Genomic DNA, 19,467 nt, shown 5'->3' with positions numbered 1-19,467 from the left:
GTCAGGCACGCACCAGTGTGCGCAGCCGGATGCCGAGTCCGATCAGGACGACGCCGTACACCAGCGCGAAGATGCCGATGATCGCGGCGATCGTGACCGCCCCGGCGAGCGGCCAGGCCAGCACGACCACGCCGAAGATCACCGACACCAGGCCGGCCAGGCCGAGCAGGATCTCGTTCTCGATCTGCTTGCGCAGCCGGAAGGCCGCGGCCATCTCGGTGAAGCCGGTGATGATCGCCCACACGCCGATGATCACCGCCAGGGCCAGCACGGTCAGTCCGGGCCAGGCGATCGCCAGGATCCCGGCGACGATGCCGAGCACGCCGCCGGCGATCCGGATGCCCCGGTTGGACTTGTCCGGGTTGCGGAACGCGTCCATCAGCAGGCCGATGCCGTCGGCGAGCGCGTAGATCCCGAACAGCAGGGCGAACGCCAGCACAGTGATCTCCGGCCAGATCAGCGAGAACAGGCCGAACAGCAGGGCCATGACGCCGCGCAGCACCACAAGGCCCCACGCGCGACGAGGGTCGAGCACGACTACGGGATCGCTCATGGCTACCCATTCTCGGACCACTGCCGGGTTCGCGCGACCGGTGGACAACCGGAATCGGAATTCCGTATAGTCGTACCGGAATGATGATTCCGTCTACCAGGGGAGCAGGCATGTCCCAGCCAGCCAGCCCGCGCGAGGTCGCGGAGAGCTTGTCGAAGCGGTTCCGGAACCGGTCGTGGGCCGAGCTTTCCGAGCTGTATGACGAGAACGCCGTGGTGGAGCACCCGTTCGCGCTGCCCCAGCCGATGCGCACCGAAGGGCGGGCCGCGTTGCACGAGCGGTTCCTGAGCGCGCCGACCCGGCCGTTCGAGATGTCGTGGTCCGCCGAGGTGATCTACCAGACCGACGATCCCGAGGTCGTGATCATGCAGTACGACAGCACACTGACCGCGAAGGAAGGCGGGAAGACGGTCACGGGCGCGAACCTGTTGGTGATCCGGGTCCGCGACGGTCGGATCGTGCACTCGGTGGACTTCCACAACCACGCCGCGTTCGCGACGCTCATGGAGTAGCCGAGGTCAGGTTTCGCCTTCCTGCCGCCAATGCCGGTTGTACTCGGCGGCTTTGGCTTCCCGCTCGGCCTGTTTGAGGGCCCGGCGGACCTGGGAGGCGTAGTCGTCCGGGTAGCCGTGGCGGGTCACGCGGGTGTCGACACTGTGCGTCGAGAAGATCAACGCGTAGTAGACACCCGCGTAGATCCCCAGCCCCAGCCCGAGCAGGACGATCGTCACGTCGTAGCCCAGGATCACGGCGAGCAGCAGGTACAGCAGGCTCAGGATGGGCGCCATGAACACCAGGCGGCGCAGCACGTGCCGGACCAGCCACGTGGGCGCCGTCGCGTCGTGCAGGACCCATTCGCGGTACCGGTTGGGCAGCTTCCCGCCGAACGCGTACCACAGCCACCACAGGGGGTTCGGCCGCTTCACCGCCATGGGGTACCACCTCCGCCGGCAACCGACACATTCATCGTGCCCGCGTCCAGTACACCCCGCCGGTCACGGCCGGTGCACGGCCGGGGGCCGCTGGGATGCCGTGGATCACACCGAACAATTGACCGCCACGGTGTCAGGTAACGATCTGACGGTCATTGTTCCACCGAAACGGCCCATTATTCGCCGCGCTCGCCGTCCGCGAACTCGCGGAGCACGTCCAGATGGCCGACATGTCGCGCTGTCTCCTGGATCAAGTGGGTATAAATCCAGCGGATGGTCCGGTCCTCGTCGCGGTGCCGCAGTTTCGCGAGGTCGGACGCGGCCATTCCGGCGACCGCGGCCCGGGACAGGTCCCATTCCGCTTGGTATGCCGCGACGGCGGACGCGGGCGTGGTGTCCGGCGCGATCATGAAGTCGGTGTCCGGCTCGGGGTCGTCCCAGTAGAGCACCGGCAGGTCCGAGCCGCCGCCGACCTTGGAGAACCACCAGCGTTCGACCGCCGTGAGGTGTTGGATCACGCCGAGCGCGCTCATCTTCGGCGAGGTCGGCCATGGCGTGGCGACCGCTTTGGACCGGTCCAATCCGGCCACTTTGTGCACAGCCGTGATGCGCAGGAAAGTCAGGAACTCTTCGTCAAGACGCAGTTCACTGGTGGCTGCTTGTTCAGGCCACTCACGTTTCTGCACTTCAGCGGTTTCCTTAGAACTGGTGTTCGACATGGGCTTAGCCTACGACACGCCCAAAAGGGCGATTGACCGTACCCCCGACAGCGGCGACTCTTTTGCGTAGGCGGTTGTGCCGGTGCGGTTCGCGGGGAGCCCACTGTCTGCGCCACGAGGGAGGCTCCCATGATGAGTCTGAGTTGGGGACCGGTGACACCGCCTTTGTTCGATTTGAAGACTCCGCTCTATCAATTGCGGGTTTTCAGGGGCTGGTAAGGCACTCTTTTCCCTTCATCGGCCGAGGATCCAAAAGATCCCGCGGTCGAGCCCACCCCACTGCGGAAGGGGGAGACGATGGACCGCTCAGAATCTGTCGGTGTCGGTGTCGTCTTCGTGCTTGGCCTCAATCTCAGACCGGCCGTGACCAGCCTCGGAGCCGCTCTCGGGGACATCTCGGCGCGGCCGGGGATGACCGCCGCGATCGGTGCGGTGCTCGTCGCGATGCCTTTGTGGGCAAGCGGTTTGGGCGGTTGGCTGACGCCGTGGCTGCGGTCCCGGTGGGGCATGTACCGCGCGGTCACGTGGGCGCTGATTCTGTTGGGACTGTCGCTCACCCTGCGAGTCCAGGGTGGTCCGGTGTTGTTGCTGGTCGGAACCGCGTTGGCGTGCCTGGCGATCGCGGTGATCGGCACTGTCCTCCCGGTGTTGGTCCAGTCATCGTCGTCCCGTACGCGCGCGGCGTTCACGCTGGCGCTGGGCACCGGCAGCACGGTCGGCGCGCTGGTCACACCCGCGCTGGTCAGCGCTTTCTCGTGGCAGTTCGCCCTGGCGTTCTGGGCGTTGCTCGCCGCGGTCACCGTCCACCTTTGGCAGAGCGCGCCGCAGTCCGGCGTCGTGTTCGCGGCCCGCTCGCTGTCGCCCCGGCGACTGTTCTCCTCGGCCGTGTCGTGGCATCTGACTGTCTACTTCGGACTCGTCTCGACCCTGACGTTCCTGGTCATGGGCTGGTTGCCGGGAATCCTGCGGGATGCCGGGATATCGTCCAGCGACGCCGGGTTCTGCCTGGCCCTGTCGATGGCGATGGGCCTGCCGATGATGTGGCTGGTGCCGTTCCTGGTGCACCGCGGCCGGTTCCAGTCACTCGTGGTGACCGGACTGGTGGTGTCGAACGCGGTCGGCATCGTCGGCCTGCTGGTGCTGCCCGCGACGCTGCCGTGGCTGTGGTCGAGCATGCTGGGGATCGGCATGGGCGGGCTGGCCATGGCGTTGACCACGATCTCGGTGCGGGCCGGCGGAAACGCCGACGTGGCGACCGCTTTGTCCGGAATGGTCCAGGGGTTGGGCTACGTCATCGCCGGGGTCGGCGCGTTGGCGTGCGGCCTGCTGCACAGCGTCACCGGTGGCTGGCGGGCGCCGCTGGCCATGGCCCTGGTCGTCCTTTGTGGACAACTCTGGTGCGGCACCAGGGCGGCCCGGCCGGTGATCGTCGAGCCCGCGCCGGTGGCGCCCGAACCGGTCGAGGCCGGGGCGGGCGAGCCGGCGATTCCGTTGCCGCGGGAACCGATGCTGCCACTGCCGGTGTCCGAGGAGATCAACGAACTGTCATAACACAGGGTGATGTCCGAAACTCGCCAGCACGGGTCCGGTCGGCCGGCCAGAATGGGACCATGAGAACGCACACCACTGTGGACAGCCCGGTCGGTCCACTCACCCTGGTCGCCCTCGACGGTGTCCTCACCGGCCTCTACATGGACAAACAGCGGCACCTGCCGGACCCGAGCACGTTCGGTCACCGCGAAGAAGACGGCTTCGACGAGGTCCGCGCGCAGCTCGACGCCTACTTCGCCGGCACGCTGACCGAGTTCGACCTGCCACTGGCCATGCTCGGCACCCCGTTCCAGCAACGGGTCTGGGCGGCGCTGCGGGACATTCCGTACGGTGAAACGACTTCCTACGGCGAACTGGCCGAGCAGCTGGGCAACCCGAAGGCCAGCCGGGCGGTCGGCCTGGCCAACGGCCGCAACCCGATCAGCGTCATCGTGCCGTGCCACCGGGTGGTCGGGTCCACCGGCGACCTCACCGGATACGGCGGCGGCATCGAACGCAAACGCCACCTGCTCGACTTCGAACGCACCCACAACGGCGTCATGCTGGCGCTGGGCTAAGTGCGCTTGTAGTCGCCGCTTCGGCCGCCGGACTTCTCGTCCAGTCGGATGTCGCCGATCGTCATGTCCTTGTCGACCGCCTTGCACATGTCGTAGACGGTCAGGGCGGCGACACTCACCGCGGTGAGTGCTTCCATCTCCACTCCTGTGCGGCCGGTGACGGTCGCGGTCGCGGTGATCCGGAGGGTGTCCTGGCCGGACGCGGCCAGGTCCACGGTGACACTGTCCAGACCGAGCGGGTGGCACAGCGGGATCAGCTCACCGGTCTTCTTCGCGGCCATGATCCCGGCCACCCGCGCCGCCGCCAGCACGTCGCCCTTGGGTACCGCACCCGCGGTGACCAGGGCCAGCGTCTCGGGCTTCATCCGCACCACCCCGGAGGCGACCGCGCGCCGGTTCGTGACCGGCTTGGCACCCACGTCCACCATTCGCGCCCGACCGGCCTCGTCGAGATGAGTCAGGTCGGACATTTCTCATCCTCCGCGCGTGTGCATTTCGAGATGTGGGTCCCGTTTGAGGCTTTCCAAGCTTACGAAAACCTGGCCGTCGGCGCGCCCTGAAAGGCGGTCGACGGCGCCTCGGTCCGCGCGTCGCTGCCACGTTCCGGTGATCAGTGTACGCAACTCGTCATCGGTGGCGCCGGACCGCAATGGGGTTCGCAGATCAGTTCCGGTGATGGCGTAAAGACACCGCAGCCACATTCCGTCAGCGGTGAGCCTGCTGCGGTCACAGCTCGCGCAGAACGGCTGGGTGGTGGACGAGATAATGCCGAAAACCGTGCCGTCCGGGAGTCGGAAACGGTCCGCCGGGGCACTGTCGGTTCGACGAACTTCTTCGTATGAACCGTACCTTGACGATATTTCCTGCAGTATTTCGGCCCGGGAGAGGACTTTTTCCGGCTGCCAGCGGGTGGCGCCGCCGACGTCCATGTACTCGATGAACCGCACCTCGGCCGACACCGTCCGGCCGAACTCGATCAGGTCCGCGAGTTCGTCGTCGTTGTAGCCGCGCATCATCACGGTGTCGATTTTCAGGTCGGTCAGCCCGGTCGCCACCGCCGCCGCGATCCCGGCCAGCACTTCGTCGTGGGTGCCGCGCCGGGTCATCTCGGCGAACCGGTCCGGACGGAGCGTGTCCAGGCTGACGGTCACCCGGTGCAGGCCGGCCTCGCGCAGCGGCTCGGCGTGCCTGGCGAGCAGGACGCCGTTGGTGGTCATCGCCAGGTCCTTGACCCCCGGCACCCCGGCCAGCCGCCGGACCAGCTCGGGCAGGTCGCGGCGGAGCAGCGGCTCACCGCCGGTCAGCCGGATCTTGTCCACCCCGACCGACACGAAGACCTCGGTGATCCGTTCGATCTCCTCGAACGTCAACAGGTCCTGGCGAGGCAACCAGGCGTACTCCTCTTCCGGCATGCAGTACCTGCAGCGGAGGTTGCATCGGTCGGTGAGGGATATCCGCAGGGCTCCCATCGGGCGGTCGAAGACGTCGCGCACCGAACTCACAGACGCGTCCACACCCGAGGCTAACACGCGTGGTCCGACCGCCCGGCGGACAAGCGCCCCGGGGCGCGGAACCGTAGGTTCGCGCCCCGGGCCCGGGTCCCCAGCCGCCCGCTTGTTTTCCTCTCGCGAGTGATTACCCCCGGCAACAACCACTCACGGGAGGAAGACCGGAACCCCCCGACGCGGATGACTCGGATACTCACCGCCGCGCATACCCTCACCCCTGTCCTCGTCATGACCATGACAAGAGATGTCTAGCGGAACTTCGATGTTCGGTGTCGGAGCGAACAAACCGAACGACCGAATCCGAACAACAAGTCAACGCGGACAGAGATCGCCTGGTGGCTCAGCGTGGCCATGGTGACCCTGGGGCACCGGCCGGTCACCGTGGCGACACCGGCACCTCTCGTGCGTGGTTCGGCGCGTGGGAACGCACCAGACCACTCACGAGGCGAGGGTGACCAGGCGGGTGTGCAGTTGTTCGGTGTGGTACTCGGATTCGGGTTTCATCAGGACGCTGCGGAGAATTCGGCCGCCGTCGGTGTCCGCCGCGATGTTCGGGTGGCGGGCGGTCATCGCGTCGGCGGTGACGCGCAGGGTGCTCAGGAACACCGGGTCGGCCGGATGGGCCATGCCTTCGTGCAGGATCCGGTTGGAATTGGTGTCTATCGCGGCGAGTTCGGTGCCGGCGAAGTAGGTGACGATGTCCAGCGTCGGCCATTGGTACAACGTCAGCGGCGCGCACTGGTCTATTCGGGTGGCCAGGTCGAGTGCGGCTCGACGGCTCGCCGCCAGCACTTCGCCCAATCCGTCGCGGGTCAACGGAAACAGACGCAATGTCAGCCACAGCGCGGCGGCCGCGGCGCCGGAACGGGAACATTCCAGGCTGATCTCGCCGGGGTGCAGTTCGTCGGACGTGAAATACGTGTACGGCGAGTCGTGCAGATAGAAGCGGCCCACTGCCGGGTCGGCGAAAAGCACGGCGCCGCATCCGTATGGCTGTAGGCCGTGCTTGTGCGGGTCGACGACGACCGAGTCGCACCGGGCGATCGCCTGCCAGGGCCCGGCGGGTTCGGCCAGCAGCCGGTGGAAGCCGCCGTACGCGGCGTCGACGTGGATCCGGACGCCGTAGCGCTCCTTCAGGGACAGGGCTTCGTCGATCGGGTCGACGGCGCCGAGGCTGGTGGTGCCCGCGGTCAGCACGACCGTGCCGATCTTCGCCTTGGCCAGCAGGTCCTCCAACGCGGTGAGGTCCATCCGGCCCTGGCCGTCGACCGGGACCTGGTGCGCCGGCATGCCCAGGACGTGGCACATCCGCGGATGTGTGTAGTGGGATTCGGCGCTGTACGCGACGCCGCGGCCGGGGTGGGTCTCGCGCGCCACGAACAGGGCTTCCAGGTTGGCGATGGTGCCGCTGCTGGTCAGGTGGCCGAGATGGGTGTCGAAGCCGAACATCGTGGCGAGGTCGGCGACGACCTCGCGTTCCATCCGGGCGGTGGCCGGGCCGCCGTCCAACGCGTGGTTGTTCGGGTTGTTGAGCATGGTGGCGAGGTAGCCGGCGACCGCCGCGGGATGCGGCGGTTTCTGCATCTGCCCCGCGTAACGCGGATGGAAGTACGGATTGTCGCCAGCCAGCCGCTCGGTCAGTTCGGCGAACGCCGCCGCGAACCTGCCCTCGTCGACCTGCGTGACCGGGTGCCGGGTGAACGGGCCGAAGCCCTCGGCCCACTGATCGTGCGCGGCGGCTGCCTGGACGAGCCAGTTCTTCAGGTCCATGAACGTCCCCTTTGTCTCGTACGCACCCTAACCGCCGCTCTGATGTCCACAGTGGATTGATCCAACTGGATCGGCCGGCGCCCTACTCCTGGCGGGTTGCCGTGCCACTGTGGGTGATGGAACGGTGATTGTCCGCCTACGACAGGAGAGACCTTGCGAGTCGTTGTCGGCGCGGCGCTCGTCGCCTGCGCACTGGTGCTGGGCACCGGTGTGGCGAGTGCGCAGACCGAAACCCCATCCCTCACCTGGAAACCATGTCAGGAGAACGCGACCTACGACTGCGCGACCCTGAGCCTGCCCATCGACTGGACCAGGCCGTCCGGCGAGAAGTTCCCCCTCGCCGTGAACCGGCTCAAGGCCGGCGACCCGGCGCACCGCCTCGGCGTGCTGTTGGTCAACCCGGGCGGGCCCGGCGGCTCGGGCGTGGACTTCGCGTTCGCCGCGAGCCGCTTCTTCAGCCCGGACATCCTGGCGCACTTCGACATCATCGGGTTCGACCCCAGGGGTGTCGCCCGCAGCCAGCCGGTCAAGTGCTCGCTGAGCAAGCTGGAGAACGCGCCGTCGCTGTACCCGACCAACCAGGCCGAGTTCACCGCGCTCGCCAAGTACAACCACGACCTGCGGGCCGACTGCCGCGCACAGAGCGGCGCGATCGTCGACCACGTCGACACCGGCGCGGTCGTCCAGGACGTCGACAGTCTGCGCAAAGCGTTGGGCGAGAAGCAGATCAACTACCACGGCGTCTCGTACGGCACGTTGATCGGCCAGTTGTACGCCGAGCGTTTCGGCAGCCATATCCGGTCCATGGTGATCGACAGCAACATGGACCACAGCCTGGGGACCATCGGGTTCGCGGCCACCGAGGCGTGGACCATGGAGGACTCGTTCACCGAGTTCGTGAAGTGGTGTGACCGGACGGCGAGCTGCGCGTTGCACGGCAAGGACGTGGCCAAGGTGTGGGACGGCCTGCTCGCCAAGGCGGACAAGGGCCAGGTCCACGCCCCAGGTGACCCGTCCGTGAAACTGCCGGCGGAGCAGGTGGTGGGTGTGGCCGGCAGCGCGTTCTACGGTCCCGCTTGGTCGCAGCTCGCCAGCCTGATCGCGGAACTGGACGCGCAACAGCCCGTGGCGAACTTGACGAACGCCGCTGCCGAGGCGACGGTGCCGAACCCGTTCCAGGCCGTGTTCTGCCAGGACTACAGCCTGCCGATCCGGAACTTCGCCGAATACTCGGTGGTGCGCGGCATCGAGACCGGCCTGGCGCCGCACATGCGCGGTGGCTCGCTCGGGCACACCGCGTCCGTCGGGTGCGTCGGCTGGACGGACCAGGCGGCCAACCCGCAGCACCGGCTGGACATCCGGAACGCGCCGAAGATCCTGATGCTCAACTCGAAGCACGACCCGGCGACCGCCTACCCGTGGGCGCTGAACGCACATCAGCAGACCCGCGACACGACTGTCCTCGTGACGTACGACGGTTGGGGCCACGGCGTCTACCCGCACACCGACTGCACGCGCGCGGCCGTGAACAACTACCTGATCAGTAGGACTGTGCCGAACGACGGTACGCACTGTGCCGCGCAGGAACCGCCAGCGGTGACGGCTACGGCCGCCGCGCCGACGTTGCCGAAGACGCTGCCCATGTGGGACATGCTGCTCTGAGAATGTCCTGGGGGAGCGGGATGTCCAGGTCCCGGAGCAACGCGGTGACCCGATCCGCGTACCCGGCCATGCTTCCCGCTCCACCCAGCACATGCTCTTCGCTGTTCTCGTACACGCGCAGGCCGTACAGGCTGACCAGGACTCCGGCGGCGATGCCGTGGGCGGCGTTGACCAGGCCGAGTGAGGCGCGCCGCCGGATCTCCGCGTGGTACGGGTCCAACGCCTTCTCCACCAGGTAGACGCAGGCGTCCTCCGGGTCGCAGACACCGACGTCCTCGGCGTCCATGTCCGCGAACTCGTAGCCGGCCAGCGTGCTCGTCAGCTCCGCGCTGACCTCGTCCCGGGACGCCGCGGACAACATGGTCGTGGCCATCCACTCGGCCTCCGCGGCCAGCTCCGGGTGCGCCTTGAGCAACGTGGCCAGTACCTGGGCGCGTTCCGGCGTTCTGAGGGCTTCCAGGGCGGCCACTGTGGTTTCCTCCGCGCTTGATCGTCAGGTGCGTTCACATTGAGCCAGTGGCTGGGCCTGGAGGGGAAGTGCCGGAAGACCTACTCCGTTCGGGGCGCTACAGCCAGCCGATCCGGCCGTCCAGCGCCCCGTCCATCGGCGCCTTCCTGGTGTCCGGGCTGACCTTGTCCAGGACGGACGCCCATTCGAGGATGATCGTCGCGACGGTTTCGGCTTCGCGTTCCTGGTCGGTGTCGTACGACGTCCGGCGCAGCGCACGGCGGACCGCGTCCGGCGCGAGATCCGGGTACTGGGTGCGCAACGTGTCCGGCTCCAGGCCGTCGAGCGGCTCGTCGCTCTCGTCGCGGTGACCGGCGAGCAGGTGGCCCAGTTCGTGCAGGATGATGTGGTCCTGGTGCGGCTTGGACGTCTCCTTCTGGAACAGGATGTAGTCCGCGTCCTTGGCCGCGATCCACAGGCCGAACGGGCCGGGCACCGGGATCGGGTGGCTGACCAGCGTGATCGGCCGGCCCCGCCGGTCACCCACGCGACGGCACAGTTCGGTGACGTCGAGCGGCGGCCGGATGTCCAGGTCCCGCAACAGCCGCCTGCACCTCCTGCGCAGGTCCTTTTCGCCGCGAGAACCGTTCAACACAGCTAGCGTGCGCCTCGTTTCGTCTGTTCGAGCTGATATACCACGTCCAACAGGTCCATCACCTGCTTGCGCCCCTTCGCCGACAGTTCGCCCGCGCGCATCGCCATCAACTGCACGTCACTGCTGTTCGCGAGCTTGGTCAGCCTGGCCTGTTCGGCTTTCAGCGCGGCGAGCTGCTCGTTCACCCGGCCGGCGACGTCGTCGTCGAAGAAGTACGCGGCCGGCACCCCGAAGAAGTCCGCCAACGCCTGCAGATGGCGCATGGTCGGGTTGTCCTTCTTGGCTTTTCGCAGCTGCCAGATGTAGCTCTGCGAGATCGTCACACCTTTCGCGGTGATCGCCGAGGCGACCTGTTCATTGCTGTACTCCTGGCCACCGCGCGGCCGGACCTGCGTGAACAGGTGGTTGAGTTTGTCCGCTAACCGGTCGGACATCGGTCACTGCTCCCGTCTCGGTGTGACTCCTATGAAAGGGTAGGGCGTGCGCCCGGGATACACCAGTGACATGATCCTGGCATGCTGCGAATCGGCGTTCTCGGCGCGGCCCGGATTGCGCCAACAGCCCTGGTCAACCCGGCGAGATCCAGCACCGAAGTCCAAGTGGCGGCAGTCGCCGCCCGGGACATCACCCGGGCCAGGGCGTTCGCGGCGAAGCACGGCATTCCGACCGCGTACGGCGGGTACGACGAGCTGCTCGCGGACCCGGCGATCGACGCGGTGTACAACCCCCTGCCGAACGGCCTGCACGGCCGCCTGACACTGTCCGCATTGGACGCCGGCAAGCACGTGCTGTGCGAGAAACCCTTCACCGCCAACGCCGACGAAGCCCGTGCGGTCGCGGCGAAGGCTCGGGCCAGCGGTCTGGTCGTGATGGAGGCGTTCCACTACCGGTACCACCCGCTCTTCCGCCGGGCGGTGGAGATCGTCCGCGGCGGCGAACTGGGCAAGATCGTTCGAATCGAAACCGTGCTGGCCTTCCCGTTGCCGCGGTTCTCGGACATCCGGTACGACCTTGACCTGGCCGGCGGCGCCCAGATGGACGCGGGCTGTTACCCGGTCCATATGGCGAGGTCGCTGGCCGGGGTGGAACCCACTGTGGTCTCGGCGCACGCGAAACTCCAGAAACCCGGTATCGACCGGGCGATGAGATCCGAACTGAAGTTCGAAGGCGGCTACACGGCCGGCGTGAACTGCTCGATGTGGTCCAGCACCCTGCTCCGGACCCACGCCACCGTGCTCGGCTCGGCGGGATCGTTGTCGGTGGTGAACCCGGCCGCGCCCCAGTTCTTTCACCGCCTGGTGGTGAAGACCAAAGGCACAAAACGGGTCGAACGATTCGAGAAACGTCCCACCTATGCCTTTCAACTGGACGCCTTCGCCGACGCAGTCCTGCGCGGCGAACCGACATTGACCCCACCGGAGGACAGCGTCGCGAACATGGCGACGATCGACGCCATCTACACCGCTGCCGGAATGTCCCCGCGCCAACCCACCGAGGGTTAGGCGGCCCGCGCCGAATGGGCTTGCCTGAGGCGGAACTTCTCCACTTTCTGGGTGGGGGTCTTGGGGAGTTCGGGCAGGAACTCCACGTACCTGGGGACCATGAACGGGGCTGAGTTGGCCGCGCAGTGGGCGACCAGGTCGTCGGCGGTCAGGGTGTGGCCGGGGCGGAGCACCACGCAGACCTTGACGTCCTCTTCGGACAGTTCGCTGGGCACGCCGATGGCCGCGCACTCCAGCACGCTGGGATGGCCCTCCACCACCTGCTCCACCTCGTAGGCCGAGATGTTCTCGCCGCGCCTGCGGATGCTGTCCTTGGCCCGGCCGGCGAAGGTCAGGTAGCCGTCGCCGGTCAGGGTGCCCAGGTCGCCGGTGTGCAGGAAGCCGTCCCGGAGGACCGCCGCGGTGGCGTCCGGCATTCCGTAGTACCCGGTCATCACCAGGCCGGGTTCGCGGCCGCGGATCAGGATCTCGCCGACCTCCCCGGGCGGCGCGTCCACCACCACGTCGAACTCAGGGATCACCTTGCCGCAGGTGCCCACGCGTTTCGGGGAGTCGATCGGGTCGTAGGCGACGATTCCGCCGTCGGTCAGGCCGTAGATCTCATACAGCCGGAAGCCGAAGCGCCGCTCCCACTCGTCCTGCCACGCCGGCATCGGCACCCCCCAGGCCAGCCGGACCCGGTGGTCACGGTCGCCCGGCCGGGCCGGCTGCTTCCACAGGATGGTGAGAGTGGCGCCCATGAAGTTGAACACGGTCGCGTCGAACCGGCGGACCTCGTCCCAGAAGCCGGACGCGCTGAACTTCACGCCGATCGCGGCCGTCGCCCCGACCGCCAGCGCCGCCACCACGGTGAGCGTCACCGCGTCCACATGGAACAGTGGGAACGGGCAGTACAGCACGTCATCCGCAGTCAGGCCGAGGTAGTGGGCGTGGATCTGGCCCTGGCGGACCACGTACCGGTGGGACAGCACGCACGCCTTGGAAACGCCCGTCGTCCCCGAGGTGAACAGCATGATCGCCGGGTCCAGCTCGGGCGGCACGGCCACCGGGGACGGCTCGTCGAGCGTCGGCAGGCCGCGCAGCAAGGTGGTGTCCGACTGCGGCACCAGGTGGGCCAGGTCGTCGTCCGCGATGGTGAAGCTGGCACCTGTCGTCCGGAACGTGTGCGCCAGGCCGGCGCCCACCAGGGCCGTGTTGATCGGCACGTGCACCGCGCCGAGCCGGTTGATCGCGAACCACACCAGGACCGCCTCGGCGCTGTTGTGCATCAGCACCGCCACCGGCTCGCCCGACCGGACACCCGCGGCCGCCAGGCCGGCGGCCAGGTGTTCGGTCCTGGCGAGCACCTCGGCATAGGTGAGGTCACCTTCGGCAGTACGGACGAACACCTTGTCCGGCGTCCGGTTCGCTTGCGCCACAAGCATTTCCGTCAGAATCACGGCAGATCCCCGAACAGTCGCAGTGCGTTTCCGGCGAACAGCGCGGCCAGGGTCGCCGCACCGAGACCCGAGGCACGCCACTCGGCCAGCGCCCGGGTGGGCGACATGACCGGCCAGTCCGTGCCGTACAGCACCTGGTCGGCCAGGACGTTGCCCATCATCCCGAACAGGGGGTCCCAGCCGGAACCGGGCTTGGCCACGTATTTCGGCGCCAGACCACCGAACTCCAGGAACACGGTCGGGTGCCGGCGGGCCACCGCGCAGTACTCGGCCACCCACGGCCAGCCCGCGTGGCACGCGATCAGCCGCAGGTCAGGGAAGTCGCAGGCGACCTGGTCCAGCAGTTCGGCCCGTTCATGCCGGATCGGGTGCATCCGCGAGTACGTGATCCCGGTGTGCAACGCGACGACCAGGTTGAGCTCCTCGGCCCGCGCGTACATCGGGTACAGCGCGCGGTCGTCGATGTCCAGGCCCGAGAACGCCGGTTGCACGCTCACGCCGACCAGGCCGGCGTCCGCCGCGGCGGCGACCTGCCGGGCGATGCGCGTCGGCCGCGCCGGGGACGTGTCGACCGCGCCGACGCCGGTGAACCGTGTGGGATGCGCGGCGATGACCTTGACCAGCGCCTCGTTGAGGGCGTCCGCGGACTCGCCGTGTTCGGTCTCCGCGTGCATCACCGCGTGGTCCACACCCTCGGCGTCCATGACGTCGAGAAGTTCGCCCAGGGTGCCGTTGTTGACCTTGTCGGTCAGGTTGAGCACCCGGTCGTACTGCTCGGTCAGCCGTGGCGGGGCCTCGTACACCGACTGCGGACGCAGATGCTGCGGCAACCGGACCCGGGCGTCGACGATCCTCACGCCGGGACCTCCTCGTGACTCGGCTCGGACTCCAGCCGGGGCACCTCGATGTCGGGTGCGTACTCGTCCGCGGTGACCTGGCGGGACCCGACCATCCGGCCGGCCAGCTCGGCGAACCGGGCGGCCAGGTCCGGCACGGCCAGCGGGCCGTCCGGGCTGTACCAGTTGGCCACGCCGTTGCACATCTCGATCAGGGCCAGCCGCGTGATCCGCGGGTCGGTCAGCTGGAACTCGCCCACCGCCGCGCCCAGGCCCAGCACGTCCCGGAACAGGCCCTCGTACTGGTCGCGCAGCCGCATGATCTCGACGTGGTTCGCCCCCGTCAGGGAATGCACCTCACGGTCGGTGACCCTGGCCGTCAGCGGGTTGATGGCCTCGACCGCGACATGTGCCCGGACCAGCCGCACGAGCTGGACAGCCGGGTCCCCGGTGGCCTCGACCGCGTCCGTACCGGCCCTGACCAGCTCGGTCAGGCACGCGCGCATGATGGTCGCGAGCAGCTCCTCTTTGCCGCCCGCGTAGTGGTAGAGCGTCGCGGAGTTGAGGTTCGCGCCCCGGCTGATCTCGCGGATTCCAGTGGCGGCGAAGCCCCGCACCGCGAACAGCCCGACCGCCGTCCGTTGAATCCTGCCGAGACTTGACACAGTGGCAATAGTACCGTCTTAATCAAGCGTCTGATTGGGGGATCGTCCCCTACGTCCGAATCAGCGATCTGATGGCGTTGTTGTAGTGGATGCCGACGGCGTCCGACCCGCACCACAACCAGCCGGGCGAGATCAACCACCTGTACGAAGGCCGCGGTGTCTACTTCGACGACCCCAGTGGCCACAACATGGAGATCCTCACCCACCCGTACATCTGACCAGCCACAATCCGTGGATCGTGCTTACGATCACGGAGTGGACCTACCTGTGATGCCCCCGGTGAAGCCGATGCTGGCCAAGGCCGTGCACGAAGTCCCGCACGGCCCTGGCCTGAGCTACGAGCCGAAGTGGGACGGGTTCCGCTGTGTGGTGTTCCGGGACGGCGCCGAGATCGAGTTAGGCTCGCGCAACGACCGGCCGCTGACCCGGTACTTCCCTGAGCTGGCCGAGCTGCTGTTGGCGGCGTTGCCGGACAAGTGCGTTGTGGACGGTGAGGTGGTCATCGTCACCGAGTCGGGGCTGGACTTCGAGTCGTTGCAGCTGCGGCTGCATCCGGCCGCGTCCCGGGTGCGCAAGCTGGCCGCCGAGACACCGGCCAGCTTCGTCGCGTTCGACCTGCTGGCGCTGGGCGATGAGTCCTTGATGGACACTCCGTTCGCGGAACGCCGGCGACGGCTGGAGGGGATCCTGTCGGACTCGTTGGGGCGCGTGCATCTCACGCCAGTGACGGCCGACCCGAAGGTCGCGGAGGACTGGTTCACGCGCTTCGAGGGCGCGGGGTTCGACGGTGTGATGGCCAAACCGACGGACCTGCCGTACGAGCCGGACAAGCGCGTGATGTGGAAGGTGAAGCACGAGCGTACGGCGGACTGCGTGGTGGCGGGCTTCCGGTGGCACAAGGACGGTGAGTCCGTCGGTTCGCTGCTGCTGGGCCTGTTCGACGACGACGGCGTGATGCATCACGTCGGTGTGGCGACGTCGTTCACGGCCGCGCGGCGCCGTGAGCTGGTGGATGAGCTGGCTCCGTTGCGGGAGAACGCTCTCGAAGGGCATCCGTGGCGGTCGTGGGCCGAGTACCGGACGGAGATGCGTACACCGGGCGCGTACAGCCGGTGGGCAGTGGGCAAGGATTTGTCGTGGGAGCCGTTGCGGCCGGAGTGGGTCGCCGAGGTTCGGTACGAGCACGTGCAGGGCGGGCGGTTCCGGCACGGCAGCAGGCTGGTGCGGTTCCGGCCGGACCGGACCCCGGAGTCGTGCACGTACGCCCAACTGGACCAGGTGGCGCCGGCGGAACTCAAGACCCTGTTCCCGGAGTAGGTTACGGATGTGCTTGTCCCACGGTATGGCTCCGGTGCGTTGTCCGATGTGGTGCCTTCGTTGCTGGCCGGGCTCGACGTGCCCGGCATGGTCAACACCCTGTCGCTGCCGGCGGCGCGCAAGGTGTGTCTGCTGCTGGTCGACGGCCTCGGTTGGGAACTGCTTCAGCGGTACGCCGCGGACGCCCCTTTCCTGGCCGGCCTGGCGGGCGGCTCGATCACAGCCGGCTTCCCGGCGACCACCGGGACGAGTCTCGCGGCCATCGGCACAGGCGTCCCGTCCGGCGAGCACGGCGTAGTCGGCTACACGTTCGCGGCCGCCCCGGACCAGCTGATCAACGTCCTGCGTTGGACCAGCCACGCGTCCGGGAAACACGTCGACCTGCGAGACCGGTTCGTCCCCGAGGAGTTCCAACCGCTGCCGACAACCTTCGAGCGCGCCCAGGAAGCCGGTGTCCTGGTCCGGCTGGTGACGGAAGCCGCGTTCGAAGGCAGCGGCCTGACCCGAGCAGTGCTGCGTGGCGGCGAGTTCGCGGGCGTCCTCGCCCTCGGTGACCTGGCCGCCAAAGCCGCGACCGCGTTGACCGCCGCCGACCGCGTGTTCTGCTACGCGTACCACTCCCAACTGGACCTGTTGGGGCACGTGTACGGGCCAGGGTCGGCGGCCTGGCGGTTCCAGCTCGGTCACGTGGACCGCCTGGCCGCGGCGATCGCATCGGACCTCCCCCCGGACGCGATGCTCGTGGTGACCGCGGACCACGGAATGGTCCTGGTCGGCAAAGACGACAAAGCCGACTTCGACACCACCCCAGAACTACAGGACGGCGTGCGAATGCTCGCCGGCGAACCCCGAGTCCGACACATCTACGTGGAAGACAACGCCCTGGACGACGTCCTCACCACCTGGCGCGCCCACCTCGGCGACCGAGCCCAAGTCGTGCCGAGAGAAGAGGCGATCGAAGCAGGCTGGTTCGGCCCCCGCGTCCTCGACCGGGTGCGCGCCCGAATCGGAGACATAGTGGTCGCCACCACGGGCACAGCAGTCGTCGTGCGCTCAGGCGTAGAACCGATGTTCACCCAAATGGCCGGCCAACACGGCTCACTCACCGCGACCGAGCAGCTGATTCCGCTGCTTACTCTGACGTCGTGACGGAGACCTCGGTCTGTCTACAGATGCTCGCTTTCCGTGGCATGTCGGTCTAAAGATTGTTCGCTCGCCGCTCGGGCAGGCCGCCAAGAGGGAGCCTGTTGTCGTATTTTGCTGCTGTGGTTGGGTTGTTTGGTCGTGGCGGCTCCCTCCCGTGTGGCCTGCCCAAGGGAATCGCATCTGCCAGGTGGGGTCCAGCTTGGTCTTCCGGTCCGTATCGCTACCGCTTCTTGTTGGGTCTCGTAGGCGGACCTCCCTTGGGTTCCGTGGGTGTGGACCCCACCTGCCAGATGCGATTGGCTGCGCCCAGGCCACACGGGAGGGAGCCCCCACTCGGGCCAGGTTTGTTGTGCGGGCACGCACTTCTTCGCGCCAGGTTGCTGCCTGGGCACGCCGAGCGCAGGGCCTTTCCAGCGCGGCTGGTCATGCCGCGCTGGGTATGGGTGTGTGGATATGGTTGCGTCTTGGGGTTCGCGATGAGTCCACATAGGCCGGTGGGATGAACCACGGTCTCCCCTCGATCATCTTGATCTGCCACTCGCTGTTGTGGACCAATCGGTGGTGGTGGGGGCAAAGTAGCGCCATATTGTCCATTTCGGTCGGTCCACCCTGTGCCCAGTGCGCGACGTGGTGGGAGTCACATACACTGCCTGGTCGATCGCACGCCGGGAAGGCGCATCCTTTGTCCCGCAGGTAGAGTCCGCGCCGGATGTGGGCTGGGGTGGCGTAGGCGGGGACGGCCACATCCAACGGCTTGGAGTCACCGTCGAGGACGGCGGGCAGGATGTGGCCGTCGCACGCGAGGAGGCGGGCTTCCCGGGCAGTCAACTGCTGGTCACCCGGCAGCACCATGTCATCCAGCGCCCGCTTGAGATGTTCGAAGGAGAGGGTGACCGCGATCTCGGTGCGTGCGCCGTTGTGGGCGGGCAGGTCCGGGCAGTTGGCGGCCATCCGCAGCACGTCTGCGAAGGCGTCCCCGGCCCGCTCAGCATAGCCGCGGGTGTCGTTGCCTTCTGGGGGTGGCTTCTCGAAGGGCTTGAGTAGGTTCTCGAACAGTTGGGCTGATTCGAGGTCGAGGTGCCCCTTGAACTCCATGCTGCCGTCCCGCCGGATGTGTCGACGCAACATCCGCGCCGGCCGCTTCGGCTCCTCCTCCGGTGGCGGTGGTCCATCGGGGTCGACGATGTCGCGTATCCGGAACCCGAACCGGTCCAGGGCTTTCGGGTCGTCTTCAGCGGCGCGCGTGAGCATTACCTGCTCGGCTGTGGTGCGTTGTTCGGCGTCCAGGTGCGGCAAGTTGGCGAGGGTCTTGCGGATCACGTCCACGTGCTCCGACCCGACCTCACCGCGCGCCAAGACGTTGGCGGTCTGCGGCAGCACTGGGTCGATCATTGACCCGGTGGGTGTGGTGGTGGCGTACAGATCTGCGGCTTGAGCAATCCGGCGCCGGGCCTCGGTGCGGCTGAGTCGTGCGGTGTGCATCAACAGCGCGGGGGTGTTGCTGTAGCCGAGTTTGGTTGCGACGCCACGACTTTCCATTTCGGCTACGAGGCGGAGTTCTTCGGCGTATAGTTGGCGTTGGCGTTGGACCACAGCGGTATGGGCATCGACCAGCTCAGTGTCGCTGGTCTGCCATAGTGACGCTGTGGTGTCCATACGGCAATTCTATCGAACGCCGATGCTGGATGTGTTGAAATATAAGGCTTTTCACTATCAGCGAACAAATAAACCGAGCCAGGAGAAGCGAATTTCGCCCACGGCCACCGAGCCTCCAGGTCGAAGCGCGTGCCCGCGCAGCACACCTGTGGCTGGAGTGGTTCTCCCTCCCGTGTGGCCTGGGCGCAGCCAATCACATCTGGTATGTGGTGTCCGAGCAACGAAAGCCGTGCGGTCCGCCCACGGGAACCGGCATACAACGAAAAGCGATACGGACCGAAACCCAAGCCGGACACCACATGCCAGATGTGATTCCCTTGGGCAGGCCACACGGGAGGGAGAACCACGACCCCCTTGAAAGACAACCCAACCACAGCAGCAAAACCCGACAAGAGGCTCCCTCTTGGCGGCCTGCCCTCGCGGCGAGCGAACAATCTTTAAACCGACATGCCACGGAAAGCGAGCATCTGTTGACAGTCCGAAGGACTGCACCAAGCCGGAACCAGAGAAGGGAGAGCTGGAACCGGCGAGAGAGGTGTGGCGGGCTCGAA

At 67.3% G+C, this 19,467-nt stretch carries 21 protein-coding genes; 8 read left to right on the top strand and 13 right to left on the bottom strand.

Features of this window, described 5'->3' with window-relative positions; translation table 11 throughout:
- Position 1: 1 nt before the first annotated feature.
- Entirely contained in the window at positions 2–553 is a 552-nt protein-coding gene (locus EV192_RS11615; protein ID WP_132114232.1) for an HdeD family acid-resistance protein, read from the bottom strand.
- Between the two features lie 110 nt (positions 554–663).
- Between EV192_RS11615 and EV192_RS11610 the strand changes: the two genes are divergently transcribed.
- The gene (locus tag EV192_RS11610) at positions 664–1,065 is read left to right on the top strand and encodes a nuclear transport factor 2 family protein (RefSeq protein ID WP_165960339.1); all 402 of its coding nucleotides are present in this window, start codon (positions 664–666) and stop codon (positions 1,063–1,065) included.
- Between the two features lie 6 nt (positions 1,066–1,071).
- On the opposite strand, the gene EV192_RS11605 is transcribed toward EV192_RS11610, so the two are convergent.
- Positions 1,072–1,485, bottom strand: coding sequence for a DUF5313 family protein (locus EV192_RS11605; protein WP_132114228.1), 414 nt, complete (start codon positions 1,483–1,485; stop codon positions 1,072–1,074).
- A gap of 176 nt (positions 1,486–1,661) precedes the next feature.
- Positions 1,662–2,171, bottom strand: a complete 510-nt coding sequence (locus tag EV192_RS11600; RefSeq protein ID WP_424923350.1) for a DinB family protein — start codon at positions 2,169–2,171, stop codon at positions 1,662–1,664.
- Between the two features lie 330 nt (positions 2,172–2,501).
- Here EV192_RS11600 and EV192_RS11595 point away from each other — a divergent pair, with 330 nt between their 5' ends.
- A complete protein-coding gene (locus EV192_RS11595; RefSeq protein ID WP_132114224.1) occupies positions 2,502–3,755 on the top strand; it encodes an MFS transporter in 1,254 nt (417 codons plus the stop codon).
- Positions 3,756–3,814: 59 nt separating this feature from the next.
- Positions 3,815–4,312 (top strand): methylated-DNA--[protein]-cysteine S-methyltransferase, encoded by a 498-nt coding sequence (locus EV192_RS11590; protein WP_132114222.1) that lies wholly within the window; start codon positions 3,815–3,817, stop codon positions 4,310–4,312.
- Here the strand turns inward: EV192_RS11590 and moaC are convergent.
- From moaC to EV192_RS11575, 3 genes are all read right to left on the bottom strand, one after another.
- On the bottom strand, positions 4,309–4,782 hold the full coding sequence (gene moaC / locus EV192_RS11585; protein ID WP_132114220.1) for a cyclic pyranopterin monophosphate synthase MoaC: 474 nt from the start codon (positions 4,780–4,782) through the stop codon (positions 4,309–4,311). The genes EV192_RS11590 and moaC overlap by 4 nt on opposite strands.
- A gap of 3 nt (positions 4,783–4,785) precedes the next feature.
- On the bottom strand, positions 4,786–5,814 hold the full coding sequence (gene moaA, locus EV192_RS11580; protein ID WP_207925986.1) for a GTP 3',8-cyclase MoaA: 1,029 nt from the start codon (positions 5,812–5,814) through the stop codon (positions 4,786–4,788).
- Positions 5,815–6,258: 444 nt separating this feature from the next.
- Positions 6,259–7,590, bottom strand: a complete 1,332-nt coding sequence (locus tag EV192_RS11575; protein ID WP_132114218.1) for a pyridoxal phosphate-dependent decarboxylase family protein — start codon at positions 7,588–7,590, stop codon at positions 6,259–6,261.
- 153 nt (positions 7,591–7,743) lie between these two features.
- Between EV192_RS11575 and EV192_RS11570 the strand changes: the two genes are divergently transcribed.
- Positions 7,744–9,252: an alpha/beta hydrolase gene (locus EV192_RS11570; protein WP_132114216.1), complete on the top strand. Its 1,509-nt coding sequence runs from the start codon at positions 7,744–7,746 to the stop codon at positions 9,250–9,252.
- On the opposite strand, the gene EV192_RS11565 is transcribed toward EV192_RS11570, so the two are convergent.
- From EV192_RS11565 to EV192_RS11555, 3 genes are all read right to left on the bottom strand, one after another.
- Positions 9,194–9,721: a hypothetical protein gene (locus EV192_RS11565; RefSeq protein WP_132114214.1), complete on the bottom strand. Its 528-nt coding sequence runs from the start codon at positions 9,719–9,721 to the stop codon at positions 9,194–9,196. The two genes, EV192_RS11570 and EV192_RS11565, sit on opposite strands and share 59 nt — an antisense overlap.
- 97 nt (positions 9,722–9,818) lie before the next feature.
- Entirely contained in the window at positions 9,819–10,352 is a 534-nt protein-coding gene (locus tag EV192_RS11560) for a hypothetical protein (protein ID WP_132114212.1), read from the bottom strand.
- A gap of 5 nt (positions 10,353–10,357) precedes the next feature.
- Complete coding sequence (locus EV192_RS11555; RefSeq protein WP_132114210.1) at positions 10,358–10,789, bottom strand: helix-turn-helix domain-containing protein; 432 nt, start codon at positions 10,787–10,789, stop codon at positions 10,358–10,360.
- 81 nt (positions 10,790–10,870) lie between these two features.
- Between EV192_RS11555 and EV192_RS11550 the strand changes: the two genes are divergently transcribed.
- Complete coding sequence (locus tag EV192_RS11550) at positions 10,871–11,857, top strand: Gfo/Idh/MocA family protein (RefSeq protein WP_132114208.1); 987 nt, start codon at positions 10,871–10,873, stop codon at positions 11,855–11,857.
- Here the strand turns inward: EV192_RS11550 and EV192_RS11545 are convergent.
- From EV192_RS11545 to EV192_RS11535, 3 genes are read right to left on the bottom strand one after another with little or no spacing between them, the layout of a single operon-like run.
- Positions 11,854–13,296, bottom strand: a complete 1,443-nt coding sequence (locus tag EV192_RS11545) for an AMP-binding protein (protein WP_132114206.1) — start codon at positions 13,294–13,296, stop codon at positions 11,854–11,856. The genes EV192_RS11550 and EV192_RS11545 overlap by 4 nt on opposite strands.
- The gene (locus EV192_RS11540; protein WP_132114204.1) at positions 13,293–14,153 is read right to left on the bottom strand and encodes an amidohydrolase family protein; all 861 of its coding nucleotides are present in this window, start codon (positions 14,151–14,153) and stop codon (positions 13,293–13,295) included. Before EV192_RS11540 ends, EV192_RS11545 begins: the two co-directional genes overlap by 4 nt.
- The gene (locus EV192_RS11535) at positions 14,150–14,797 is read right to left on the bottom strand and encodes a TetR/AcrR family transcriptional regulator (RefSeq protein ID WP_165960338.1); all 648 of its coding nucleotides are present in this window, start codon (positions 14,795–14,797) and stop codon (positions 14,150–14,152) included. The genes EV192_RS11540 and EV192_RS11535 overlap by 4 nt, the downstream gene beginning before the upstream one ends.
- A gap of 89 nt (positions 14,798–14,886) precedes the next feature.
- On the opposite strand from EV192_RS11535, the gene EV192_RS56780 reads away from it, so the two are divergent.
- The 3 genes from EV192_RS56780 to EV192_RS11520 are packed head-to-tail and all read left to right on the top strand — an operon-like array spanning position 14,887 to position 17,263.
- Positions 14,887–15,015 (top strand): VOC family protein, encoded by a 129-nt coding sequence (locus EV192_RS56780; protein ID WP_279493128.1) that lies wholly within the window; start codon positions 14,887–14,889, stop codon positions 15,013–15,015.
- Positions 15,016–15,052: 37 nt separating this feature from the next.
- Complete coding sequence (locus EV192_RS11525) at positions 15,053–16,114, top strand: ATP-dependent DNA ligase (RefSeq protein ID WP_207925985.1); 1,062 nt, start codon at positions 15,053–15,055, stop codon at positions 16,112–16,114.
- Between the two features lie 9 nt (positions 16,115–16,123).
- The gene (locus EV192_RS11520; protein WP_243726782.1) at positions 16,124–17,263 is read left to right on the top strand and encodes an alkaline phosphatase family protein; all 1,140 of its coding nucleotides are present in this window, start codon (positions 16,124–16,126) and stop codon (positions 17,261–17,263) included.
- A 420-nt stretch (positions 17,264–17,683) separates the two neighbouring features.
- Here the strand turns inward: EV192_RS11520 and EV192_RS11515 are convergent, their stop codons facing one another.
- Entirely contained in the window at positions 17,684–18,916 is a 1,233-nt protein-coding gene (locus EV192_RS11515; RefSeq protein ID WP_132114201.1) for an HNH endonuclease signature motif containing protein, read from the bottom strand.
- Positions 18,917–19,467: the final 551 nt, after the last annotated feature.

Origin of the sequence: Actinocrispum wychmicini, assembly GCF_004345645.1 — a bacterium.
Lineage (GTDB): Bacteria > Actinomycetota > Actinomycetes > Mycobacteriales > Pseudonocardiaceae > Kibdelosporangium > Kibdelosporangium wychmicini.
The sequence above is the reverse complement of the archived record's forward strand: the minus strand, read 5'-3'. Positions and strand labels throughout refer to the sequence as shown.